The sequence below is a fragment of the Vibrio porteresiae DSM 19223 genome (genome assembly GCF_024347055.1).
Lineage (GTDB): Bacteria > Pseudomonadota > Gammaproteobacteria > Enterobacterales > Vibrionaceae > Vibrio > Vibrio porteresiae.
On sequence record NZ_AP024895.1, the window covers coordinates 2251270 to 2270849 of the forward strand.

The 19580-nt window shown below is 43.5% G+C and carries 33 protein-coding genes; 16 read left to right on the top strand and 17 right to left on the bottom strand.

The features are described 5' to 3' along the window. Nucleotides 1-203: 203 nt before the first annotated feature. The 15 genes from OCV11_RS10155 to OCV11_RS10225 all read right to left on the bottom strand — a co-directional run bounded on the left by OCV11_RS10155 (nucleotide 204) and on the right by OCV11_RS10225 (nucleotide 8468). Nucleotides 204-398: a hypothetical protein gene (locus OCV11_RS10155; RefSeq protein ID WP_261892746.1), complete on the bottom strand. Its 195-nt coding sequence runs from the start codon at nucleotides 396-398 to the stop codon at nucleotides 204-206. A 4-nt stretch (nucleotides 399-402) separates the two neighbouring features. Next, on the bottom strand, nucleotides 403-879 hold the full coding sequence (locus OCV11_RS10160; RefSeq protein WP_261892747.1) for a lysis protein: 477 nt from the start codon (nucleotides 877-879) through the stop codon (nucleotides 403-405). Next, nucleotides 858-1280 (bottom strand): lysozyme, encoded by a 423-nt coding sequence (locus tag OCV11_RS10165; protein ID WP_390903397.1) that lies wholly within the window; start codon nucleotides 1278-1280, stop codon nucleotides 858-860. Before OCV11_RS10165 ends, OCV11_RS10160 begins: the two co-directional genes overlap by 22 nt. A gap of 50 nt (nucleotides 1281-1330) precedes the next feature. Then, nucleotides 1331-1522 (bottom strand): phage holin family protein, encoded by a 192-nt coding sequence (locus OCV11_RS10170; protein ID WP_261892749.1) that lies wholly within the window; start codon nucleotides 1520-1522, stop codon nucleotides 1331-1333. Between the two features lie 110 nt (nucleotides 1523-1632). Next, complete coding sequence (locus OCV11_RS10175; protein WP_261892750.1) at nucleotides 1633-2316, bottom strand: hypothetical protein; 684 nt, start codon at nucleotides 2314-2316, stop codon at nucleotides 1633-1635. A 115-nt stretch (nucleotides 2317-2431) separates the two neighbouring features. Further along, a complete protein-coding gene (locus OCV11_RS10180) occupies nucleotides 2432-2656 on the bottom strand; it encodes an Acb2/Tad1 domain-containing protein (protein ID WP_261892751.1) in 225 nt (74 codons plus the stop codon). Nucleotides 2657-2664: 8 nt separating this feature from the next. Continuing rightward, complete coding sequence (locus tag OCV11_RS10185; RefSeq protein WP_261896272.1) at nucleotides 2665-3675, bottom strand: DUF968 domain-containing protein; 1011 nt, start codon at nucleotides 3673-3675, stop codon at nucleotides 2665-2667. Nucleotides 3676-3693: 18 nt separating this feature from the next. Further along, nucleotides 3694-3885 carry a helix-turn-helix domain-containing protein gene (locus OCV11_RS10190; protein WP_261892752.1) on the bottom strand — a complete coding sequence of 64 codons (192 nt, stop codon included), beginning with the start codon at nucleotides 3883-3885 and terminating at the stop codon, nucleotides 3694-3696. Nucleotides 3886-3946: 61 nt separating this feature from the next. Beyond that, on the bottom strand, nucleotides 3947-4435 hold the full coding sequence (locus tag OCV11_RS10195) for a hypothetical protein (RefSeq protein WP_261892753.1): 489 nt from the start codon (nucleotides 4433-4435) through the stop codon (nucleotides 3947-3949). After that, a complete protein-coding gene (locus OCV11_RS10200) occupies nucleotides 4432-4716 on the bottom strand; it encodes a hypothetical protein (RefSeq protein ID WP_261892754.1) in 285 nt (94 codons plus the stop codon). Before OCV11_RS10200 ends, OCV11_RS10195 begins: the two co-directional genes overlap by 4 nt. A 377-nt stretch (nucleotides 4717-5093) precedes the next feature. Continuing rightward, nucleotides 5094-5951 carry a phage antirepressor KilAC domain-containing protein gene (locus OCV11_RS10205; RefSeq protein ID WP_261892755.1) on the bottom strand — a complete coding sequence of 286 codons (858 nt, stop codon included), beginning with the start codon at nucleotides 5949-5951 and terminating at the stop codon, nucleotides 5094-5096. A 53-nt stretch (nucleotides 5952-6004) separates the two neighbouring features. After that, nucleotides 6005-6709, bottom strand: a complete 705-nt coding sequence (locus OCV11_RS10210) for a replication protein P (RefSeq protein WP_261892756.1) — start codon at nucleotides 6707-6709, stop codon at nucleotides 6005-6007. Beyond that, nucleotides 6693-7484, bottom strand: a complete 792-nt coding sequence (locus OCV11_RS10215; RefSeq protein WP_261892757.1) for a helix-turn-helix domain-containing protein — start codon at nucleotides 7482-7484, stop codon at nucleotides 6693-6695. The genes OCV11_RS10210 and OCV11_RS10215 overlap by 17 nt, the downstream gene beginning before the upstream one ends. Next, nucleotides 7484-7768 carry a hypothetical protein gene (locus OCV11_RS10220; protein ID WP_261892758.1) on the bottom strand — a complete coding sequence of 95 codons (285 nt, stop codon included), beginning with the start codon at nucleotides 7766-7768 and terminating at the stop codon, nucleotides 7484-7486. Before OCV11_RS10220 ends, OCV11_RS10215 begins: the two co-directional genes overlap by 1 nt. A gap of 1 nt (nucleotide 7769) precedes the next feature. Continuing rightward, entirely contained in the window at nucleotides 7770-8468 is a 699-nt protein-coding gene (locus OCV11_RS10225) for a phage N-6-adenine-methyltransferase (protein WP_261892759.1), read from the bottom strand. A 489-nt stretch (nucleotides 8469-8957) separates the two neighbouring features. Here OCV11_RS10225 and OCV11_RS10230 point away from each other — a divergent pair, with 489 nt between their 5' ends. Next, complete coding sequence (locus tag OCV11_RS10230; protein ID WP_261892760.1) at nucleotides 8958-9422, top strand: hypothetical protein; 465 nt, start codon at nucleotides 8958-8960, stop codon at nucleotides 9420-9422. An 82-nt stretch (nucleotides 9423-9504) separates the two neighbouring features. Here the strand turns inward: OCV11_RS10230 and OCV11_RS10235 are convergent, their stop codons facing one another. Together OCV11_RS10235 and OCV11_RS10240 are read right to left on the bottom strand one after the other, a co-directional pair. After that, entirely contained in the window at nucleotides 9505-9951 is a 447-nt protein-coding gene (locus OCV11_RS10235; protein WP_261892761.1) for a YmfL family putative regulatory protein, read from the bottom strand. 28 nt (nucleotides 9952-9979) lie between these two features. Beyond that, nucleotides 9980-10207: a helix-turn-helix transcriptional regulator gene (locus OCV11_RS10240; RefSeq protein WP_261892762.1), complete on the bottom strand. Its 228-nt coding sequence runs from the start codon at nucleotides 10205-10207 to the stop codon at nucleotides 9980-9982. A gap of 102 nt (nucleotides 10208-10309) precedes the next feature. On the opposite strand from OCV11_RS10240, the gene OCV11_RS10245 reads away from it, so the two are divergent. The 15 genes from OCV11_RS10245 to OCV11_RS10315 all read left to right on the top strand — a co-directional run bounded on the left by OCV11_RS10245 (nucleotide 10310) and on the right by OCV11_RS10315 (nucleotide 19537). Next, nucleotides 10310-11032 carry an XRE family transcriptional regulator gene (locus OCV11_RS10245; RefSeq protein WP_261892763.1) on the top strand — a complete coding sequence of 241 codons (723 nt, stop codon included), beginning with the start codon at nucleotides 10310-10312 and terminating at the stop codon, nucleotides 11030-11032. Between the two features lie 18 nt (nucleotides 11033-11050). Then, entirely contained in the window at nucleotides 11051-11626 is a 576-nt protein-coding gene (gene gapS2 / locus OCV11_RS10250) for an anti-phage protein GapS2 (protein ID WP_261892764.1), read from the top strand. A gap of 9 nt (nucleotides 11627-11635) precedes the next feature. After that, nucleotides 11636-12046: a DUF2846 domain-containing protein gene (locus tag OCV11_RS10255; protein WP_261892765.1), complete on the top strand. Its 411-nt coding sequence runs from the start codon at nucleotides 11636-11638 to the stop codon at nucleotides 12044-12046. Between the two features lie 147 nt (nucleotides 12047-12193). After that, on the top strand, nucleotides 12194-12715 hold the full coding sequence (locus OCV11_RS10260; RefSeq protein WP_261892766.1) for an Ail/Lom family outer membrane beta-barrel protein: 522 nt from the start codon (nucleotides 12194-12196) through the stop codon (nucleotides 12713-12715). Between the two features lie 1492 nt (nucleotides 12716-14207). After that, complete coding sequence (locus tag OCV11_RS10265) at nucleotides 14208-14399, top strand: hypothetical protein (protein ID WP_261892767.1); 192 nt, start codon at nucleotides 14208-14210, stop codon at nucleotides 14397-14399. Continuing rightward, entirely contained in the window at nucleotides 14392-14535 is a 144-nt protein-coding gene (locus OCV11_RS10270; protein WP_261892768.1) for a hypothetical protein, read from the top strand. Before OCV11_RS10265 ends, OCV11_RS10270 begins: the two co-directional genes overlap by 8 nt. Nucleotides 14536-14546: 11 nt before the next feature. After that, nucleotides 14547-15554, top strand: coding sequence for a nucleoid-associated protein YejK (gene yejK, locus OCV11_RS10275; RefSeq protein ID WP_261892769.1), 1008 nt, complete (start codon nucleotides 14547-14549; stop codon nucleotides 15552-15554). Then, complete coding sequence (locus OCV11_RS10280; protein WP_261892770.1) at nucleotides 15554-15805, top strand: adhesin biosynthesis transcription regulatory family protein; 252 nt, start codon at nucleotides 15554-15556, stop codon at nucleotides 15803-15805. Before yejK ends, OCV11_RS10280 begins: the two co-directional genes overlap by 1 nt. A 63-nt stretch (nucleotides 15806-15868) precedes the next feature. Further along, nucleotides 15869-16591 (top strand): hypothetical protein, encoded by a 723-nt coding sequence (locus OCV11_RS10285; RefSeq protein WP_261892771.1) that lies wholly within the window; start codon nucleotides 15869-15871, stop codon nucleotides 16589-16591. Nucleotides 16592-16615: 24 nt separating this feature from the next. Continuing rightward, on the top strand, nucleotides 16616-16828 hold the full coding sequence (locus OCV11_RS10290; RefSeq protein WP_261892772.1) for a hypothetical protein: 213 nt from the start codon (nucleotides 16616-16618) through the stop codon (nucleotides 16826-16828). An 8-nt stretch (nucleotides 16829-16836) separates the two neighbouring features. Next, entirely contained in the window at nucleotides 16837-17106 is a 270-nt protein-coding gene (locus tag OCV11_RS10295) for a hypothetical protein (RefSeq protein WP_261892773.1), read from the top strand. Nucleotides 17107-17230: 124 nt separating this feature from the next. After that, complete coding sequence (locus OCV11_RS10300; protein ID WP_261892774.1) at nucleotides 17231-17671, top strand: hypothetical protein; 441 nt, start codon at nucleotides 17231-17233, stop codon at nucleotides 17669-17671. Next, nucleotides 17661-18341: an ASCH domain-containing protein gene (locus tag OCV11_RS10305; RefSeq protein WP_261892775.1), complete on the top strand. Its 681-nt coding sequence runs from the start codon at nucleotides 17661-17663 to the stop codon at nucleotides 18339-18341. The genes OCV11_RS10300 and OCV11_RS10305 overlap by 11 nt, the downstream gene beginning before the upstream one ends. Then, entirely contained in the window at nucleotides 18331-19161 is an 831-nt protein-coding gene (locus tag OCV11_RS10310) for a DNA adenine methylase (protein WP_261892776.1), read from the top strand. Before OCV11_RS10305 ends, OCV11_RS10310 begins: the two co-directional genes overlap by 11 nt. Next, nucleotides 19154-19537, top strand: coding sequence for a hypothetical protein (locus OCV11_RS10315; protein ID WP_261892777.1), 384 nt, complete (start codon nucleotides 19154-19156; stop codon nucleotides 19535-19537). Before OCV11_RS10310 ends, OCV11_RS10315 begins: the two co-directional genes overlap by 8 nt. Nucleotides 19538-19580 lie beyond the last annotated feature (43 nt).

Sequence of the window (19580 nt, forward strand, 5' to 3'; positions counted from 1 at the left end):
TACACTCAAATGTACACAAGGTTTTGACCCGCCCTCCCCATATTTAATCCACAATCAAAACAACACGTAAGTTATTGTTTAATAATGTTTTTCACCAAAGAAAGGCCAAAGAAATAATACTTATCCACACTTTGACATTCTTTGAAAGTTGTGAATGATTTTGCGGGCTAGTTTGATTAGATTATCCCGTCAAAACGAGTGATTTATTCAAATTCAATAGAGCTAATTTGCACTTTATTTGATGTTTGATCGCCAGACTGAATCGTCATAGATTGGAAAGAAATGCTCTTTACCGTTACGCCTGCTTTGTCTTGCACGCGCTGAGCAAGTCGGTTTACTTCATTGATCAACATCTGTTGTTGAGAGGCCTTGCTGGCCGCTAAGTCTTGGTCTGCCATGTAATCACCTTAAACATTGAGTTTTAATATAGTCCTGCAGATAAATAACCTGCTGGTTAACCTCAGCCATCATTTGTCTGAGGTGTATATAATCTTCTCTAGCTGAGCTGCTAAGTCGGGCGGGGCTTTCATGCTCCATGCCTCCGGAGCTGGTGGAGCTAGACATTGAGACTGGACACTCGGCTTTGACGAGCAACCTGTCAGAGCTAGAGCGCAACCTATCGTTAAGACGATCGATTTCTTTCTTTGCGGCAGTAAGTTGCTCACTGTTCTTTATCCCAAGAGTATTGAAGGATTCAATCCGCTCTTTCTGCTCAACTATGGTGAGCAATAGCGAATCCCTTTGCTTTGTTACATTGTCACGCTCAAGCTCAGCAAGTAACCGGCCTTTACGTTCTACAGCGTAAAGCGCAGACAAGGTAACAATTAATAGGAAAATCAAACCGACACTCAAGACCTTCAGGGAGGACGATAGCTGCATATGTCTTCTTCCACCTTTCTTCTACTAACCAGGCCATTCCACTTCTTGCCTCCAGCGTATACCCATCGCTTAAGCTCTAAGCACGCGCCATTAATATCGGAGGCATTCAGCTTTCTTAGGAGGGTGGAATGAGTAAAGGCTCCAGTACCAACATTATAAGCAAACGAATAAAGTGCAGCCCTCGTGTGCTCAGGTATGTCTACCAGAATTACAGGATCGACTTGAGCCTTGACCCTTTCCAAGTCTTTCTTTAAAAGATCGTCACACTCTTGTGGAGAGTACGTTTTACTTTCAATGATGTCTGGTCCTGTATGACCATGACAAACAGTTGGAACACCAGCGACGTCGTAATAGACCTTATTCTCTGAGCCCTCAAAGGGAACAATCATTACGGTTGCCATAGCCAAAGCGCTAGCTCCAGCCGCAATCATTCGAGATATAGCGCTCTTCATTAACTTTTGTTCTCAGGAAAGTTGGCCTTGAATGTTTTCTTTTGCCAGTAATTATTAATGAACGCAGTTAATAGCATGCCAACAAGAGCAATAATAACCATATACGCGTCAGTAGATACCGAACCGAACACACCAATCATCGTGTTCCAGAAGTAAGACAGAGAGCTGGAAACTTTTTCATTCATACGCATACCCACCCCCTAAGGATGGACCTTATTCGAGCTGGATAAACAGGAGAGAATTTGAGGCACAAAAAAACCGCCGAGTGGCGGTTTATGTTGTTCAGGCGTAATAACCCAAACTAGGAATTCATAGTATAATTTGACATCATTTTGTTTTCAAGCTCTTCTTTAAACAATTTCTGAGCATACTTGTCATAGTTAATGAGAATGGTTCTAGCAATCTCTATATGTTCCTGCCATCGTGACCAGTTGGCCTGATAATAACGCTTTCTCTTTTTCTTGAACGCATCGCTGTATTCTCCTTTCAGTATGCAATCATCATCCACCAGCATTGATATTAAAGACTCTCTCTTCACAGCTGATGAATAATAGATATCACCGTTTACATTATCCACCTTAGCACCTGAAGCCTGCTCAAGAGCAAAAGCACTAGCTATAAGCGGTAGTATTACCCTGAATTTTGAACCGGTTCGTTCTTGAACGACAACTCCTTTCGCCAACCAAGCAAAGGCCCAGTCATTAAGTGCAGTGGTTAGGAACCGCTCTCGATTTCTAGTATCATTCCAACCTGGTGATGCATATGCAAATAGCATCCAATCTTCTAAATGCTTAAACTTCTTTCCGATGCATTCAATGACGGCAAGAACCTTTGCTCCATCTAGTTTGGATCCTATCTCTCTATCAGTCGCGCCAAAGCCGCCGCCAAACCCTCCACCATGGTTGTAGCTTGCTCTAACGCCTTCGGTAGCCAAGGCAATTGCCGCAGCCATTGGCCAATGTTCAATATTGACAACTAATCCCATAAACTTCCCCTCGCGAGAGCTGAATTAACAATGAGAACAGTAGCGTAGCAAACGCAACGAAAAATACTACAAGCACATCTAGAAGAGCCACCAAAGCAGCTCTTAACAATGCCTACTAAAAAGACTCTGGCTGAGCCACCGCTCGAACAGCAGCCATGACGCCTTGCTGCAAATGCGTCTCAGCGATTGAAACCCATCTTTGATCTAACTGAAGATTGGCGCGCATTTCCTCGATAAGAATGCCTAAGCGTTCCCCTTCTTTTTTTATCGCATTCATCGCGTCGATCTCCTCTTGAGTCAAATCCCGATACCCTTTGATTTTCTTATGTTGATTATCCATGTTGTCTCCTAAATGATGGCGCCCATCTGAAGGGCCTTGCTGATAGTTTGTTTCACGTAAAATAGTTGAGAACCATGTTTTTCTTCCCACCCTTTGGGGTCATCGTGAAAAACTCTATGCTCGTCTGCATGCAGAGGGATAGTAAACAAGTCGTGGGCCTTTCCCCCTGTTTTTCCTTCGCCGTGGCCGATTAAATGATGAGCCACCACTCCTTCTGTCTTTCCTGTAATAACGCACGGGAGCGATCTAACAAAACCGAGGTACTTCTCATTGTGCCAAGTGATTTCTTTCGGCTTCGCCATGTACAGGGCTGGTGGTTCTTCATCAATATTTAAGATCACAGCCTTTGCTAATCGTGAAATTGATTCCTTTGAATCTGGCTTTAATCTATCGTCGGATTCAAGTCGTCTCGGATTTAGCTTTCCTTGATCATGCTTCTGTTTTACCCCAATAACCTCATCCGCAATCGATTTGGGTAATGCGTCATAAACGCCGTTTATAACACTCCACCAGCAGAGTTCTTGTAATGAAACAACGCGGTCCCTTTCCAGCCTCAACTGTCTATGGATACGCTCGAGAGAAAACAACATTAGGTTTTTTTCGGCCAAATCAATGCAGCGATCGTCAGCGCTATCCCTGAATTCATTATCATGATGCCAGCAAACTCTTAGCGCACCTCGTCCACATTTCATTATCGTAAGATTGTGATCGCAATATTCCCCATCAGATAGCTGGCAGTGGGGTATCTTTTCCACCCACGATTGGAAATTACCAAGGCGCTTCCTCACTTCGGAGTGGGTGAAAAATTCAATTAAACTCACCTTATCAGCCAGCGTCTTAGAACCACTTTGAAATACAGGGTAATTTAGCTTTCCGCTGGGAACGTTAACTAGCTCATCAGGCAAAGGCATTAATAGAAGCCGGTTTCCTTTGCTCATCTTTGTCAGCTCGTTTAATAATGTTTTCCCCGGCTTGAACATCATTATTCCAAGGTCGAACTGCAAGAATGGTTGAAGCACTAACAATGAACTGAACTCCTAATCTTCTAGGCTGTATTCATAAAACCAGTAACGGCCATCACTATTTACTACCGATACAACGCGGTATCCATGAGCTTTTAAATCGCCAATTACTCTACTTACAGACTCTCTCTTCATTCCCAGCACTTTCGACAACGCCTCTGTAGTCATCTTTTTCTGAACTCGTAGAGCTTGGAGTGCAATATTCATATTGGCTCTTCTCGAAGAACTTAACGACTTGCCTCTTATTAGATCTGATAAATTCATGGCATCACCCATTCCAGCTCTTCATGGCAGAACGCCCCATTGCAATGGCATTGCCCATCCCAATGAAACATATATAGGCAGCGCTTCTGGTATCCTCATTACTACGCCCATTCCAGCCAGTGATAAGCTCAAACTGTTTCTTTCCAGACTTAGAGTCTTTCCATGCGCTACTTATACGTTGTTTGGTATATCGAATGCCGACTGAGACCAATAACCGCTCTACCTCCACCTGAGCCTGCTGAACTTTTCCAATGGACCTATCAATGGCAGTAGCTGCCTTTTCGTTCTTAACGCCTTTTTTTTCGAATCTAGTATTGATAACAGTGGTGTCCTCTATGTGCGCTACCACACAGCCCTCATTCAGCATGTTTAACAACAACTCTCTTATTTCGAGTAACTGGAGGTTATGTAGTTGTACAAGAGTTCCATTAAGGTAGACGGCAATACCATGGCGATCTGAGTCAGGGTCGATTCCCACATTATATGCATTCATTCTCTTCTACCCTTCCCCGTTCTGAAAACCGCTTCAAGATAACGGTTGTAAGCTCTTGCCCTTTCTTTGGACTGAAATGTCTGCATCACTGCACATTTAGCACCTATTAGCATGCGTCGAGAAGCGTTGTAATAGAACCACTCATCAAGAAGGGTTTGATACAGCTTAAAGAGCGAAGCAAATACAGCACGAGAGAACGACGCAATGAAGTACGCAACGATCACGTCCAGATAAGTCAGTGCCATTAGCTGGTCATACAACAAGTCAAAGAGTTTAATCACAGCTCATCATCCCATCCGTTGGGCTCTTTCTTTGTTGACATATCGGATATGACGTAGACAACATAAAGGTAGGAGCACAGCGAAATATAAAGGGTAGACATCTTCCACCCCACCGAGAGTTCTAGACGTTCTACAAGCATTACAATAAAAATTACCCCAATTATTGCAGCCAAAAGCAGAGCCAGCTTTTTAATTATTTCCACAATCGACCTCCCATACAGATCTTAAAACGGCCTCAATCCTAGAAGATCGCCCAGCACCGGTGACACTTAAACTCTCGACAAAGTACCTCTCGCCGTTGTGCGTATAAGTACGATTCTTTTTGTAGCAGATGACTAGTGCGTCAATTGCGCGGCTTTTAGGCAACACTCTTATAATCAACATTTAGCCACCGCCTTAAGATGCCCAGTGTCTATAAGTTTCTTACGCAACCACATCTCCCCTTTCCCTGTAATCAATGCTGTGTGACTAATACGAGTCTCCGTGTTTGTTTCATAAGTTCCCTGCTTCACAGTGAAGTAGCCGCGGTTCACATACTCTTGATAAGGCATATTGTATTGACCCGAAGAGCTCATAAAGATACCAATCTCGCGTAACACCCTAAAAATGGTTACAGGCCCCATTCCAACCGTCTTAGCAAATTGACCAAGAAGAACCCCTTTACTAGCGCCAGCGATAGCATCCGCAAACTCAGCTTTTGGTGCAGCGATCGCCAGTTGCTGATCTTTAAACTCCAATTCTTTGGCCTGATCGGCCGCAAGCTGTAAAGCTTCCGCGTAGGTTCTTGGCAGTTGGGGTTGCGTTAGGTTCTTTATCCATTCAAGAACTTTCTTGCGAACCACCTTGGATTCTCTCATTCCAACGAGAAGGGCTTGATCGGGATTGAGTTTATATACACGAATGTTCTGGTGATTTTGTGGGTGTGCGAAAATTTCGTGCCCCCCTAAATCGTCGATTTCGTCCTCCACTCTCGCAAGAAAATCACCATGGCGTATCGGAGGGTGAGACTCTTCTCTTCGAAACTCATTTAACTTATTCCATAAATCAAAGGTGCTGATAAATTTAGAATCGTTTAAAATCAAGCTTCCCATCATCATTCTCCTATCCAAGCCATGCCTTGTTTGTAAATCCTGTGGTACCGCAGGAATCAAAGGAAATGTGGCCGTCGTTTCGCGCTTTAGAAATAATTCGAACCAATTCAAAAACTGAGATACCCATTTCTCTGCATATTTCATCCGGACTCCAAGCTTTTCTCCTTGAAGTCATGAGAGATAAAAGATCGCTTTCCTTAGCCATTTGTCCTCCCCAATCTTTTTGCTCGTAGGCTTGGGTACTTGGCCCGAAGATTTTCTATGTTTTTAAATCCACTCTCTTTTCGCTTTTGCTTTTGTTCTATTGTCTCGGTCACTTTATTCTTTGGCAGAGCCTTGGGGCATAACTGTGAGATGTCCTCACCACGAGACACCTTCTCGATCAGTTTCTGGTAATGTGCCTTAAAAATCGGGAATAGATCTTTTTCGGACAGGTGAGTTAAATCCCAATACTCAATCTGATTAAACGCCGCTTGAATCACCTCAGGAGTGGTTCGCTTGGTCACTGAATCTCTCATTAGCCCGATCATAGAAAACGCCTTTTCCACCGAAGGTAGACCTAGATCTTCTGGTGTAAGTCGACACCAGTTAATGAACTGACCAGCACTTGGAATATGAGGACTTCCTGAAGCCCTCGCTTTTCGAAGTCCAAGTTTGATCTGCTCAGAGTGATGGATGCCATTCTCGAACAATGCCAATGTCCAGGTTCGTTTTGCATTATCAAGAGCCGTCTGAGTTGGGAATGCGAGTCTCCATGCAGGGAATATGACCTGCAGATCAGCAAACAGACGATTCACCAACATCACCGCAGACTCAGGAACGGAACGCTGAGCTCCCATACTGTGCTCTGCACGATCAGAACCAGGGTGAAAGGATTTTGCTAGTTCAGTAACTTGTTTCATTGCTGCCTCCCAAGTCCAAGCCATTAGCCCAAGTAGTGTCCCCGCTGTGAAAGTCTGGAACGCCACCAGCTGGAACCGCTTGAGAATAACCACCACCGCGATTTTGCTCTCGACCAAGCCAAGATTGAATAAAACGACTTACTCCTGACGCTGTTTTTTGACGCGTTGGATTCCCCAAACACCACCCAATCATGTTTCTAAGCTGCTGGTGTATATCTACAGCTGGATATAGTTCGCCCCACTCCCTTATGTCTGACTGAGTTACTGGGTGAAACTTATTCTTTCCCTTAACGGGTATTTGAAATAAAACAGGTTCACTCGCCAATGCGGTTTTGAGCTCGCTCGAAACAAGATCTTCTAATGGTTCATTGACTGGTTCTAAAGAGTGACTGGTTCTGGGTGCAGCTCCTGCACTAGGGGGTAGTGAATCTCCTGCACTAGTGGGGTGAATCTCCTGCACCACCCCTAGTGAATCTCCTGCACTAGGGGGTAGTGAATCTGCTGCACCATTAAAGTTGATATAAAATAAATTCGAAGAATTGCCTTTTGGACCACCCTTTCTAATTTCTTTTCTAAGCAATCCCGCACTAATGAGAGCATCAATGTGATTTATTGCTGAGCGTCTGCTAATTTCACACTGTTCAGCAATGTGTTCATACGAAGGCCAGCACTCACCTTGATCGTTGGCATTATCTGCAAGTTTAATGAGCACCAATTTTCTAAGTGGATTACCCACCTTGCATTTCATGGCCTTAACCATTAACTCCATGCTCATTATTCTGCCTCAACCTTCTTCTGCTTAAATTTCATGCCTAACGACAAGCGCCATAGCGGAGATAACTCATCTGGGAACCTGACGCCGAACACAGTCTTGACAGAAATAGCATCTACTTTTTTTGCAGTTCTAGAACCGGCCTTTTTAACCGGAGTATTTACAGCTTTTTCGATCGGCCACTTATGCTCAATAACGCGAGTGGCAAGGGTGCTAGGATTCATTCCGACATGCTTAGCGATATTCTTAAGTCCAGTAATACCCTGATATTGATGAACCTTGTTCATATCAAACTCCTTGCTCTACATGGCCATATTTCGAAAACAGCTTGTGTATTTTTTGAATTTCGATTCCAGGGAATGAGATAACGCAGCCTTTAGGCGCCCCCTTAATCTCGTTACCACTAGCATCAATGAAGTTGACCCGGTCATACAGCCAGCAATGCGGAAATTGATAAAGAGGCTTAAACCAGCCTTCTGAAGTGCTGGCAAAGGTTAAGGCGCAACCGCGTCTGAAATGGTCGTTCTCGTATTCATCAACGAGTTTATTTATCCAATCTGCATTGCCGGGCACATAACTCTCATTGTGATACCCGCGACTTTTGCAGCGTTCCTTATTGCAAAGGAACTTGCTTGGTTCTGACTTGCTACGCTTGCACGCGACTTCTGGCTTACCAAACGGATGGTTCATAAAAACGTTCCCGAACCAGTCTTTATGAAGACCATCATCTTCTTTCGTGTAAAAATTCTTTGCACCAACAAACTTATTTGCCACCTCACAAGATGCAGGATCCAAATCAATCCCCCCCATCAGTTCAGCGCACAAATCTGTTATCCACTTTGGTGTGTACCACTCGACGCATCCAGAATTTTGGTTAACAAGTTGATCGTTACCTAACTTTTTAGCTAGCGAGACTTCATCCCAGCTCTTCTGCCACTCGGAACGATTAATGTCATCAATATCGATCTGATTTTTTTGGTCAACCACGATTAGCCTCCTCGAACTTTGCAAGAACAAGTTCACGAGCGACAGCCACACACTTTCCGTGAAGAAAACAGAAATAGGATAATTTGTTATTCACGAAACGGGCTTTCAGTGCTACTCTTTTCATCGCCTTAAGATCCTTAATCATTTGGCAAGGTGTAATTCCTCGCGAGAATGTCACCAGGCGTTAAGTCGTTGCCACGGCTTAACGCCATCTCTCAAGCCATCCTCAGTTCAAAGTCATCAATAAAAAATCAATAACAATCAATTTGTGTACGTCTTTCTTTAAGCCAGAACGCACAAACTGCCTCTATTGCTTGATGTGCGACCAAACAACCAATAGACTGCATTGGCGACCAAATAATCACCAATAGAAGGATTTTGATATGTATTTGTTCTGCGAGTCAGGCAGTGGGGAAACTTATATCCCAAACAAACAAGGGAACGGACCAAGAGACCCCGTCCCACCACCAAAGCGTTAAGGAAACAACAATGAGCCGTCACGAGATCGTATTCACCATTCATCACAACCGGTATTTCGAATCCTATTTGTGTACTTTCTGGGGCAGAGTTGACCGAGTTATTACATTTGGTCAGTTGCTTCTTGGCACAATTATTTTTGCCCAGGTGTCTGGGACATTTATTTATGGTGCTCTCGTGACAGTTCTTTCTCTCTTCGCCGTGGTTTACAGCCCAGCAGAGAAGGCTATAAAGGCAGATAACCAAACCGGAAAATATGCACAGCTTATTGCCCTTAGTGAAACAATGAGTGATGAAGAACTCATTGAGAAATCGAACGAACTCGGCCTTACGGACTCCGACCCAATTGGTCTGTTCTACGGTCCGAGCCACTTGAGAGCGGCTATCAGACTTGACTTGGATACTAACTACGTAAGACCACTGACAAGGCTTGAAAAAATATTCGCGTGGATAGGCGGTGACCTTCCCAGACCATAACTCCACGTTTTGCTTTTCGTTAGCTACTTGCATCGGTTCTTCTCTTATTTGATTAATATTACTTATCAGTTTTGTGAGTGAATCACTCTGCATATAACGCATCGAGTTTGACCATAAAGGCCTCGAACGTAGCCTGATATTCCTGTTTTAGTTCCTTAATGGCTTTGCGTTCTTCTCTGTCAAACACACCATCGGCTTTGGCTTCTTCGATAGTTTTGTCCAACATGCCTTTGACAGAATTCAGATGAAGATGACAATCGAACATGTCAACGCTGTCTAAATTGGCAATCTCAGGGCGTTTAACAACCATGTGTCCAACCTTGCCGGCAAAGTAATCAGCCACAAAAGCCGTCTCTGTCAGATCGGCCATTTCCACCAGCTCATCAACAGTGAAAAAGCGAGACCCTTTTTTCTCGTAAAGGTGGTTGTTAAAGCTATCTATCGACATACCCAAAACTGCCGCAACAGCCTCTTTGCCACCTGTAACGCCAGCAATTGTCTTATTAACCATTTCTTTCTTATTCACCATTTGATCCTCTAGTTGGTGGTTACCGCCTTTACTGGCTTGCGGTAGAATCTTTCTGTGGCTCCGGGAAAACATCATCAAATAGGCAATCGCCACCCAGCTGATTTAGTGCCTTCACTATTTTCCAGCACATTTCGACATTTATGTTTCGAACGCCCGATTCGTAATTGCCGATCGCAGAAGGTGTCACACCTACGATCTTGGAGAGTTTTGCTTGGCTAACTCCAATTTTGTTTCTGTACTCTGAAATTCTATTCATCGTGCACCCCTATCACTATGAGACTAATGTACACAAAACGTGTGCGGTAGTAAACACAAAAAGTGTGCATACAGTAAACACGGAGCGTGTTAATTTCTGCTTATGAGTAAAAAAATCGAAGTGGGGCTGCGACTTAAGCAGCTGAGAGAAAATCAAAACCTGAGTCAGAGAGCCTTAGCTACAAAATGTGGGTGGGGAGCTTCTCGTATCAGTAATTACGAATCTGGGATTCGCAGCATAAGCCTTGATGATGCGGAGGTAATATCATCGGCCTTAGGAGTTCCTACAGAATCTCTCTTATTTGGCTCGACTTTGGAGCAGGAAAAGAAAGTAAGCAGCAATGCCGAAATCCTCGGAAACATGCAGGTATGGGACAGCAGCACCCCGATCGGTTCGGATGAGGTTGCAGTGCCGTTTTTATCAGAAGTAAAACTATCAGCAGGGAATGGTTTTGTCAGCGATGTAGAGCATGATCATGGATTTAGACTTCGCTTCGCCAAATCAACTCTAAGAAGATATAACGTTTCACCAGAAAACGCGGTTTGCGTTGCGGTTCATGGCAACAGCATGGAGCCGGTTCTTCCAGATGGCTCTACAGTAGGAATCGACACAGGCGATAAAAGGCTGGTGGACGGCAAGATATTTGCCATTAATCACAATGGTGAGCTTTTTATTAAGCGGCTTTATAAACTGCCTGGCGGCGGAATAAGAATTTTTAGCTTTAACGAATATGAATACCCACCAAGAGAGTACACAGCATCTCAGGTCTTGGAGCAAAGAATTACGATTATAGGCAGAGTGTTTTGGTACTCGGTTTTACTCTAACCAGCCAAGGAACACAAAATGACAGTTTTTGAGCTACTAGGAATTTCTCAAGGGGATGCAATTATTGCAGACAACCCATGGTCCGACTACGGAGAAAGAGAGATGATCCCTTTAGCCTTATCTAAAAATGGGATATCGATTCGCGCTATTGATACTCGTTATGGAGACATTCGGTACATATCATCTGAATGGGCCATTACCATGCAGAATGGAGATAAGGTGTATTTAAAAGACATACCTTACATCTCAGAAAAATTGGACGAATGGAATAAAGATAAGTCAGAGGCCAAAGAACAACAGAAGCTAGCGCAAAAACAGATTAAAGAAGCTGAAATAGAAAGAGAACTAGCGTCTCTTGACGAATTGCTTAGCGCCTTAAAGCTTGAGAATGTAAAGGTGGCTATAACTGGGACGCTTCCAGCCCCAAGAGCCAAAGTAAAAGAACTTCTTGAGGAAAAGGGAGCAACTGTACTGGGTGGTGTTAGTAAAAAACTTGATTTATTGATCATGGGTGACACGGGTAAGTTTGAAATAACAAGCAAGATGCAAAAGGCCCATGAACTGGGTGTAAAAATTGTTACAGTTGCTCAATAGGCTTTATTCATGAAAAAAGCTTTATTTGTCACCGCTAGTTTATTTCTACTTTGGGGGTGCGCAACGGCGCCCGTATCAAATGAAGATGCTGTTCAATCAAAGAACATCTTTAAGAACGGTCAGTTTCTACCAAAAGAAGGAAATGCCACGTTAATAGTCAAACGAGACAAGGGATTTTCCGGATCTGGATGCTCGAGTAGAGTTTATGTTAACGGTTCAGCCGCGGCAGATCTTGATTCAGGAGAATATTTCAAGGTAAGCGTGATACCTGGTAACTACATAATAAGTGCGCAGCCAAACGGCGTGTGTGGTGGCGGAATGTTTGAAACAAAAGTCTCAGTCGTTAAGGATGAAGTTGCTACATATCGCATAGGCTACGGCTCAAACGGCGACTACTTCATTGTACCAACAGCATTCTAGAACATTCATGGCAATTCAAAACACTGCGCCCAACGGATTGACTTCTATTTTTTTACAAAGATTTACTATTTAATTAGACATCGGTTCACACTTTGTTAGAGAATGGAATTGATTCATATCAACAACATTCATAAGAAAGGAAAAACGATGAAAAAGGTTGTCTTAGTAGCGTTAGCTCTTGCTGGGGTATCAGCGAACTCACTGGCGGCAGATGATATTGAAAAAGCGAAGCCAGAGAACACTATTTCAGTTGGGTATGCCAACAGCACTGTTGAAGTATCAGGTGTTGAGCTCTTTGATGATGCACCAGGCTTTAGCTTAAAGTGGCGCAGAGATATCGATGAGTCATTTGGCTTTATTACTACATTCACTCACACATCCAAAAGCATCTCTGGTAATGGCATTAGCCTAGATCTTGATTATTACTCATATATGGTAGGGCCAACCCTTCGCGCTAACGACTATTTTAGCGTGTATGGTTTGGTTGGTTTAGCTCAAGGTGAATACTCAGGCTTCGCGTCAGCTGACGATGATGCGTTTGCTTACGGACTTGGCCTGCAAGTAGATCTAACCAAATCTGTCGCTCTAGACGCATCATATGAAAAAACTGAATTTTCTGGTGACATCGAAGTTTCAACATGGACTCTCGGTGTTGGATATCGATTCTAAAACCTCACCATCTCATTAGAACCCCGCTTTGCGGGGTTTTTTATTGCCAAAACACACCCGCCAGCGTCACCCATCACATTTCTCATCAGAAAAAACACTCCGTTCTATTCATTTTTTTGCAATGTAGCTCACAAAAAGATCCTCAATCAAATAAATACACACAAAACGTGTTTACTAGCAAACACGTTTTGTGTACATTGGCTTCATCGGTTAGCCGATACGCTCTTTAAAAACATGAACCATGAACGATAACTTTAGTATCAACATCAGCTAAAGAGGTCAGCCCAAGCTCCACGAATGGGCGACAGTAATTTCGTGAAACAAACCTTGTTCAACGTTACAGCAATTTGTATGTGAGCAAGCCCCGCCCAGTCTCGGCGGTATGGTAGAGGCAAACTTATTAATAATCTTGGTTTTCTTTCTTTGGTAAGAGGATAGAAAACAACCTGACTCAGATAACTCTGGCGAGAAGCCAACTCGAAAAATAAAAAACAACAAAGTTGGGCAGTAAGTCTAGCAATGCCAACATTGGCAAGTGCATTGGCAGTGCGCTGAAAAATAGTTAGCGGCCCACCAATAAGACGACGTATCCAAGATTATATTCGGCTCTTGTAAAGAGCCAATTTGAAACGCCTTTATGATCGGACAGTGTAGCGAGGAAATAGCCGATAAAGCCTAGTGAACTGCATAGAGGTGTTTCAAATTTAATAATCATGATTAAGCAGGCGATAGCTTAAGGTGACCCAAGGTGGTGTCGATGATATAGACGTAATCCACGCCAATCAGAAATGAATGGAAGCTGAAGCTAGGTGGAATTCCTTCCTAGCCGTAGACGAGCAGCAATATCTTATCGGAATGGGCATTCTTTACCTCGAATGTGACCATTATGACAGTTGGAAAGACAACATAATCGGTTAGTTAGCCAGGGTGTTTATCGCACCGCTAATACTAACGACGGACGACGTAACCGTATGACCAGCGGAAAGGCGTTAATCGCGTAACTACTTATCGGTATTTATGCGTCGATGGCAGGCTTGTCCCGCCATTTTGAGAGTGGCTTGGCAGATAAATAGCTCGGTACGGATGAAAGGCGAAACGAATCCGTTGTAAAGGAAGGAGAATAAACTCCCAAAGGCTCACACCGACATCGCAGGCCACTCTCAAAATAGTAAATTGCGAGAACAAGTAAAACTACCTTCCTATTTTGAATATCGGGCTGAGTTATCCATTAATTGCGTCTTAACTAACCAGCAGTCCTGACAGCCTGCGCAGCCCGATTTCAACCAGTTGTCCCGCGAACCAGCACTGGCCTTCTAAGCCAGTACGTAAAAAGCTGGAAGGACGTGAGAGGTTCGATTCCTCCGCGGGATGCCATACCACTGCTTTTCCACGAATTGGATTGTGGTTCACAGCCTCTTTAGTTTTAGGTTTCGCTTACCTATCGGGACTAAAGAGGCTTCTTTTTGAACTATCAAAAAGTACGGAGGCGCAAATGTGGGTTCTTATTCTTACTGTCATTTTTGGACCAGAACACTCGGATGACAAACAGAAATTGGAAATAGAAAACTTTCAGGAAAAACAATCTTGTATTTCTGGAGGTGAACGTTTCATTAAGAACAACAATAGCGAACTTGTTGTCATTTCCTACCAATGTAAAAAGAAAGCTGGGTTTGATCATGAATAAGCATGAGCGAATAGAGCAGGAAAAAATACTAAGTCCTAGGAATTGGGAAGAAAAACGAGCGATGGAAGCCAAAACCATCACTCGCTTCCAGTTAGCGCTGGCCTTCATTCTTTTAATCTTAGCTATTACTTACTAAAGGAGTTTTCCGTGTCCATTAATGTCAAAAGTTTCCAAATCCACCAGCTATCAAAATCTGATGATGGTGAGCTAACTATTTCATTCGGAAACCACGAGCTTCCTATCGCAAGCACTTGCGATGACCTAGTTAACGATCTTCACTTTACTTTCCGTGGTAAACCTAAGGCCTTTGGCGTGTTTAAGTCGGACAGTGAATTTAAGTCTGTTTATGATTCATATGTTGACGGCTCAACGTCGTGGTACGACATGACCAAAACCTATGGCGAAGGCATTGTTCGCGAACTGTCAAAATATCCTTTCGCAGATACTGGCGTATTGGTCATCACCCAATACCAATGCTTAGCTACAGATTACTTGATGATCTGCGTTGTTCCATCTAAGCACGGATTGTCTGTCTTGCCAGGCGCCCACCAGATTAACCAAACGGATTATCTGGACATCCCTCAAATGACCATCGCTGCACAGTTCAATTTATCTAGCTACTTTGCGAGGAATAGTGACGACTATTACCACCTGTCTTTTATAAAGGGCCGGGCTGGTCGACGCGTTAGCGATTTCTTCCTCGACTTTCTTTGTGCGGATGTCGCCTTTGACGCCAAGCAACAAAATACAGTTTTGCTTCAGGCTGTTTCTGATTTCATTTCGGACTCAAAGCTCGAAAAATCAGAAAGCCTGCAGTTGAAAAAGCAAGTGTCCGACTACTGTAAAGACAAGAAAAACAATGGCGATAACATCGTCGTAAGCGATCTGTCTGCGGAGCTGCCAGTGTATGAATCCGGACAATCATTCAATCAATACATTACCTCTAATGGCTACGACCTTGAGAGCGAATTCCCCACCGAAGATTCTGTCATCAAAAAACTAACTAAGTACGTTGGTGCAGGCGGTGGCTTAAATATTAGTTTTGACGCCATGATTTTCGGTGAGCGAGTCTTCTACGATCCGGAAACTGACACTTTAACCATCAAAGGAACGCCTCCTAACCTAAGAGACCAGCTGACGAGAGATAGCAAATAATGATTCAGGGTTTAGAAAAGAAAGAGCGCCTGGAGCTATTAATATCTCTTACCAATATAAGAAGTGAATCTCAAATCACAGCGTTGGAAAGGTATTTCGTCGACGGTCTTAACTTTGAAGCAGCCGCGGCCATTGCAGAAATTCCTTCTTCCAACTTCAAAAGAGTATTGGATCGAGTTCAGGAAATTGATGCCGTAGTCGAAAAGATCAAAGAGATTGACTGGTGTAAGTTCAAATCAGAAAACCGATAAGTACACCCACCCCAAGCGTAATGATCGAGATTTCCCCGAATAACTTAATTAATAAGGAACAACATGAACATTTTGAAAAATGCTCTAGGTATTGATATCCCGCCACGTCCAGAGCTGACCGATGAGATGAAGAAAGCTGGCGCGCTGAAGGCAGTTAAAAGCGGTCACCTAGCCAGTGTATCCGAAAGTGAAGCTGAGGATTTCGCCAGCGATATTGTTAAGCATTACTACAGTGGTATTGACGCTTACGATTTGGCTAAGTACATGGATACCCACGGCAGTTGGGACGTCGATTCGATGTTTGTCGATGACATGGATCAAGTTAGCTTTTACATCCAAGATATCCATCGCGAAGCAATTAAAGACTGGGCTGATACTTACCAGCCTGCCCCACCTTTTGAACTGGGGGTTGAGCTGGATGTTCGCTCTTTTGAAGGCCCTAGCCATGGCGTTATTGACCGTATCTTTGAATATGAACCTGCAAAGTACTGCGTCAAAATGGCAGGGACTACAGAAGATAATACCTCCCGTCGCTTAATCAATTTCGAAGACGCAAAGCTGCGCAAAGTAGCGGTTGGTGATGTGGTTGAGCCAATAAAGCCTGACTATCAGCTGGCTAGTGGTGCTCAACGTTACGAAAGAGCGATAGTTGTATCCACCTCCCCTTTCGTTCTTATCTCAGAGCTTGCCGATATGCGTTGGGAATCTACCGTGAAACGCGAGCAATTTAAGATCATTGGCAAGGCAACCGATCAGCAATTAAAAGAGTGTATCGCTCGTCTATAACGTGGATTCTCGCGAGGAATTACCATGGCAAAAGTAATAAGTACTCAGTTTGGTACCGTCACCGTTTCCGACGAATATTTTAGCACTTTATGTTTTATGAACGTTGTAAATCTCACCTTGATAAAGCCAGAGAACGATAAGAATGGTTATGGAGTCTGCAGAGAGATTCCGTCAGGAGTTTCTATAACCGAATCGTTTGTTGACATGTTTGCAAGTGAAGCTAGCCAATTACTTTAAGGATCATTATGGAACAGTCAGATATCGATAATGCGGTTAATGGAATAATGGAAATGCGCCCAACCGCAATACCTGCCGATGCAAAAACAAACCAAACGCTATCCCATCGTCGTGAAGTCGCGCGTCGATTGAGTGAAATTGAATTTGAGCGTGAAATATCACGAATACTCGAAGGCGAAATGCCTGAACATAGCGCTTTCTTTTTCAAAAGCCACCAGCCTTATAAAGGTAAAAGTAAAAATGGTGCCTTCAATTCATTCAATAGCAATAACTCTTAGCCCTCCCCATAAACCACACCAGAGGCTTAATTAGCCACCGGTGTTGGTTATTGTTCAAAAAGCGTTCTCTGTGAGCAGACACGTTCAAAAGAGCCACGCTGATAATAAAGGAAGTGTGACCATTATGACCAAACAATGGTGCTACAGCTTTGACGACAAGAACTTTGCAAACGGCACTTACGACACAAAAAAAGCTTGCCTGGAAGCCGCTCGTAAAGATGGACATACCAAAAGACAAGTTGGCATGAGTGATGTTAAGCATGCTTATTTGGCCCAGTGCGAGACGCCGCCAAATGAACGAATGTTTCCCGATGCTGACTTTATTCTTGAATACATGGCAGATCAAGCTGGCTTGATGGCTTGGGGCGCTGAGAACGACTATCCAGATGTAACTCAACAACAGGAAGATGACCTAACTATTCAGTTACATGAACTACTAAGCAACTGGTGTAAAAAGTACGGCGTATCTCCATCATTCTTTATGGTTTATAAATCTATAAAATACGACTTAAGCTCCTTGAAACCAATAATGACAAATAAAGGGGCGAAGAAGAATGAAGATTAAACCGATGATCTTTAACTCTGAAATGGTTAAGGCACTTCTTTATGGTAAAAAATCCGTCACTCGCAGACCTGTAAGCATTAAAGACGGCTGGGCTCTGAAAGATAACAAGCCAACCAAGATAACATCTCCCCACCCCAAAAAAGGGAAATGGGGTGCGCTTATTCGAAAAGAGACTTTTGATAACAAATATCAACACGACATCGTCTCTGCACCTTGCTGGATCGGGGATCTGATTTACGTTCGAGAAACGTTTACTCCTGACCCAGACGCAGATCATGAATCTTGGGATAATCACGAATTCACTTATCACGAATGGATAGGATGTAGACTTTCCCCGCAATTTCTCCCCCGACAACTGAAGACGGAACGCCACTGCTTATACAAAGCGGACTGCGATCTAGATATGGTTTGGACTCCTTCAATTCATATGCCTAGATGGGCTAGTCGACTAACTCTAAAAGTTACCGATGTCCGAATTGAAACACTGAACGAGCTACGAAAGTGCGAAGATCAAATCAAAAAAGAAGGCTTTGAGAACTGGCCGCAGTTCAAGCACGTATGGGAAAGCATATACGGACAATCAAATCCAAATGATTATGTCTGGGTAATTGAGTTCGAAGTGATCCACCAGAATGTAGACAAGTATTTAGAGGCTATTAATGGCAATTAAACACCCGGTGATTAGATATCATGGAGCAAAATTTCGTTTGGCTAAATGGGTAATTTCTCACTTCCCGCGACATACCTGCTATGTCGAACCTTTTGGTGGAGCAGCTGGCGTTCTTATCCAAAAGCCAAGATCATACGCAGAGGTTTATAACGACCTTGATAATGACATAGTGAACCTTTTCCAAGTCCTTCGTTGTGAGGAATCAAATAAAAGGCTTCAAGAGCTTTGTTTGCTAACGCCATATTCACGAATCGAGTTTGAAAGATCATTTGAACCATGTGAAGAGCCCATAGAAAAAGCGCGAAGACTAGTCGTTAGGGCTACGATGGGATTTGGCACAGCGGCTGCAAATAAAGGAACGACAGGATTTAGGCTAGACACAAAAAGAAAATGCGCCACCGCGATGCACCTTTGGGCTCGATACCCTGACAATTTATCATCGATATGCGAACGATTAGCGTCAGTTTTAATTGAGAGCAAGCCCGCAGTCGAAGTGATGAGAAAGCATGATGCCATCACAACCCTTCATTACCTTGATCCTCCTTACCTCCCTCAGACTAGAGTTTCTGGTAATCGATATTATCAGCACGAGATGACAATCGAAGACCATGAACAACTCCTTTACCAGATCAAGGAACTGAAAGGCATGGTTGTTCTTTCTGGCTACGATTCTGAACTATATAACGACCTACTCCCTGACTGGAGAAAAGAGGTCAAAAGTTCTCGCATCTCTGCTGGACGAGGTACAGCTGTTAGAACTGAATGTTTATGGATTTCCCCCAACTGCAAAGCCTCTCAGGCCGGAGTAACCAATGATTGATCTTAAAGACCAGACCAAACTGCAAATCTCAAAAACTGAAAATGAGATTCGAGCGGATGCTGTTGCGAATTTTGTTGGTGTAATTACTGGGGCATACTGCAGCGGCCTTGTTGATAACCACCCCACCACTTTTGATATTCACAATACTGCAGTACTTCATGTTAAGACGCGTTATGGTGTCGACATTCCTATTTGGGATGACGAGGATGCCAAACGCAGTCGCACAGACACCTACGAGTTAGGTGTGGAAGCCCTGAAAACTGAAATTGCCAACTTGAGAGACTGGCTTCAGCACATCGCCGTCAATTCAGGGAATGAAAATGAAGTAATCGACGCAGTTCAATCCGCTTTGTGCGGAGAAGCAAGAAACTATTAGATATCATTAAAAGGACGCATCATGATCGTCTTACACGATGGAA

Excerpts from the sequence above, each read along its gene's own strand:
- OCV11_RS10260 (WP_261892766.1), top strand. The coding sequence starts at position 12,194 with ATGAAAAAGGTTGTCTTAGTAGCGTTAGCTCTTGCTGGGGTATCAGCG.
- OCV11_RS10240 (WP_261892762.1), bottom strand. The coding sequence starts at position 10,207 with ATGAATAGAATTTCAGAGTACAGAAACAAAATTGGAGTTAGCCAAGCA.
- OCV11_RS10265 (WP_261892767.1), top strand. The coding sequence starts at position 14,208 with ATGTGGGTTCTTATTCTTACTGTCATTTTTGGACCAGAACACTCGGAT.
- OCV11_RS10155 (WP_261892746.1), bottom strand. The coding sequence starts at position 398 with ATGGCAGACCAAGACTTAGCGGCCAGCAAGGCCTCTCAACAACAGATG.
- OCV11_RS10300 (WP_261892774.1), top strand. The coding sequence starts at position 17,231 with ATGACCAAACAATGGTGCTACAGCTTTGACGACAAGAACTTTGCAAAC.
- OCV11_RS10235 (WP_261892761.1), bottom strand. The coding sequence starts at position 9,951 with ATGGTGAATAAGAAAGAAATGGTTAATAAGACAATTGCTGGCGTTACA.
- OCV11_RS10195 (WP_261892753.1), bottom strand. The coding sequence starts at position 4,435 with ATGAATGCATATAATGTGGGAATCGACCCTGACTCAGATCGCCATGGT.
- OCV11_RS10290 (WP_261892772.1), top strand. The coding sequence starts at position 16,616 with ATGGCAAAAGTAATAAGTACTCAGTTTGGTACCGTCACCGTTTCCGAC.
- OCV11_RS10165 (WP_390903397.1), bottom strand. The coding sequence starts at position 1,280 with ATGGCAACCGTAATGATTGTTCCCTTTGAGGGCTCAGAGAATAAGGTC.
- OCV11_RS10175 (WP_261892750.1), bottom strand. The coding sequence starts at position 2,316 with ATGGGATTAGTTGTCAATATTGAACATTGGCCAATGGCTGCGGCAATT.
- OCV11_RS10285 (WP_261892771.1), top strand. The coding sequence starts at position 15,869 with ATGAACATTTTGAAAAATGCTCTAGGTATTGATATCCCGCCACGTCCA.
- OCV11_RS10180 (WP_261892751.1), bottom strand. The coding sequence starts at position 2,656 with ATGGATAATCAACATAAGAAAATCAAAGGGTATCGGGATTTGACTCAA.
- OCV11_RS10170 (WP_261892749.1), bottom strand. The coding sequence starts at position 1,522 with ATGCGTATGAATGAAAAAGTTTCCAGCTCTCTGTCTTACTTCTGGAAC.
- OCV11_RS10210 (WP_261892756.1), bottom strand. The coding sequence starts at position 6,709 with ATGAAACAAGTTACTGAACTAGCAAAATCCTTTCACCCTGGTTCTGAT.
- OCV11_RS10305 (WP_261892775.1), top strand. The coding sequence starts at position 17,661 with ATGAAGATTAAACCGATGATCTTTAACTCTGAAATGGTTAAGGCACTT.
- OCV11_RS10220 (WP_261892758.1), bottom strand. The coding sequence starts at position 7,768 with ATGAACAAGGTTCATCAATATCAGGGTATTACTGGACTTAAGAATATC.
- OCV11_RS10280 (WP_261892770.1), top strand. The coding sequence starts at position 15,554 with ATGATTCAGGGTTTAGAAAAGAAAGAGCGCCTGGAGCTATTAATATCT.
- OCV11_RS10270 (WP_261892768.1), top strand. The coding sequence starts at position 14,392 with ATGAATAAGCATGAGCGAATAGAGCAGGAAAAAATACTAAGTCCTAGG.
- gapS2 (WP_261892764.1), top strand. The coding sequence starts at position 11,051 with ATGACAGTTTTTGAGCTACTAGGAATTTCTCAAGGGGATGCAATTATT.
- OCV11_RS10245 (WP_261892763.1), top strand. The coding sequence starts at position 10,310 with ATGAGTAAAAAAATCGAAGTGGGGCTGCGACTTAAGCAGCTGAGAGAA.
- OCV11_RS10295 (WP_261892773.1), top strand. The coding sequence starts at position 16,837 with ATGGAACAGTCAGATATCGATAATGCGGTTAATGGAATAATGGAAATG.
- OCV11_RS10215 (WP_261892757.1), bottom strand. The coding sequence starts at position 7,484 with ATGAGCATGGAGTTAATGGTTAAGGCCATGAAATGCAAGGTGGGTAAT.
- OCV11_RS10190 (WP_261892752.1), bottom strand. The coding sequence starts at position 3,885 with ATGAATATTGCACTCCAAGCTCTACGAGTTCAGAAAAAGATGACTACA.
- OCV11_RS10310 (WP_261892776.1), top strand. The coding sequence starts at position 18,331 with ATGGCAATTAAACACCCGGTGATTAGATATCATGGAGCAAAATTTCGT.
- OCV11_RS10205 (WP_261892755.1), bottom strand. The coding sequence starts at position 5,951 with ATGAAATATGCAGAGAAATGGGTATCTCAGTTTTTGAATTGGTTCGAA.
- OCV11_RS10255 (WP_261892765.1), top strand. The coding sequence starts at position 11,636 with ATGAAAAAAGCTTTATTTGTCACCGCTAGTTTATTTCTACTTTGGGGG.
- OCV11_RS10230 (WP_261892760.1), top strand. The coding sequence starts at position 8,958 with ATGAGCCGTCACGAGATCGTATTCACCATTCATCACAACCGGTATTTC.
- OCV11_RS10160 (WP_261892747.1), bottom strand. The coding sequence starts at position 879 with ATGCAGCTATCGTCCTCCCTGAAGGTCTTGAGTGTCGGTTTGATTTTC.
- OCV11_RS10315 (WP_261892777.1), top strand. The coding sequence starts at position 19,154 with ATGATTGATCTTAAAGACCAGACCAAACTGCAAATCTCAAAAACTGAA.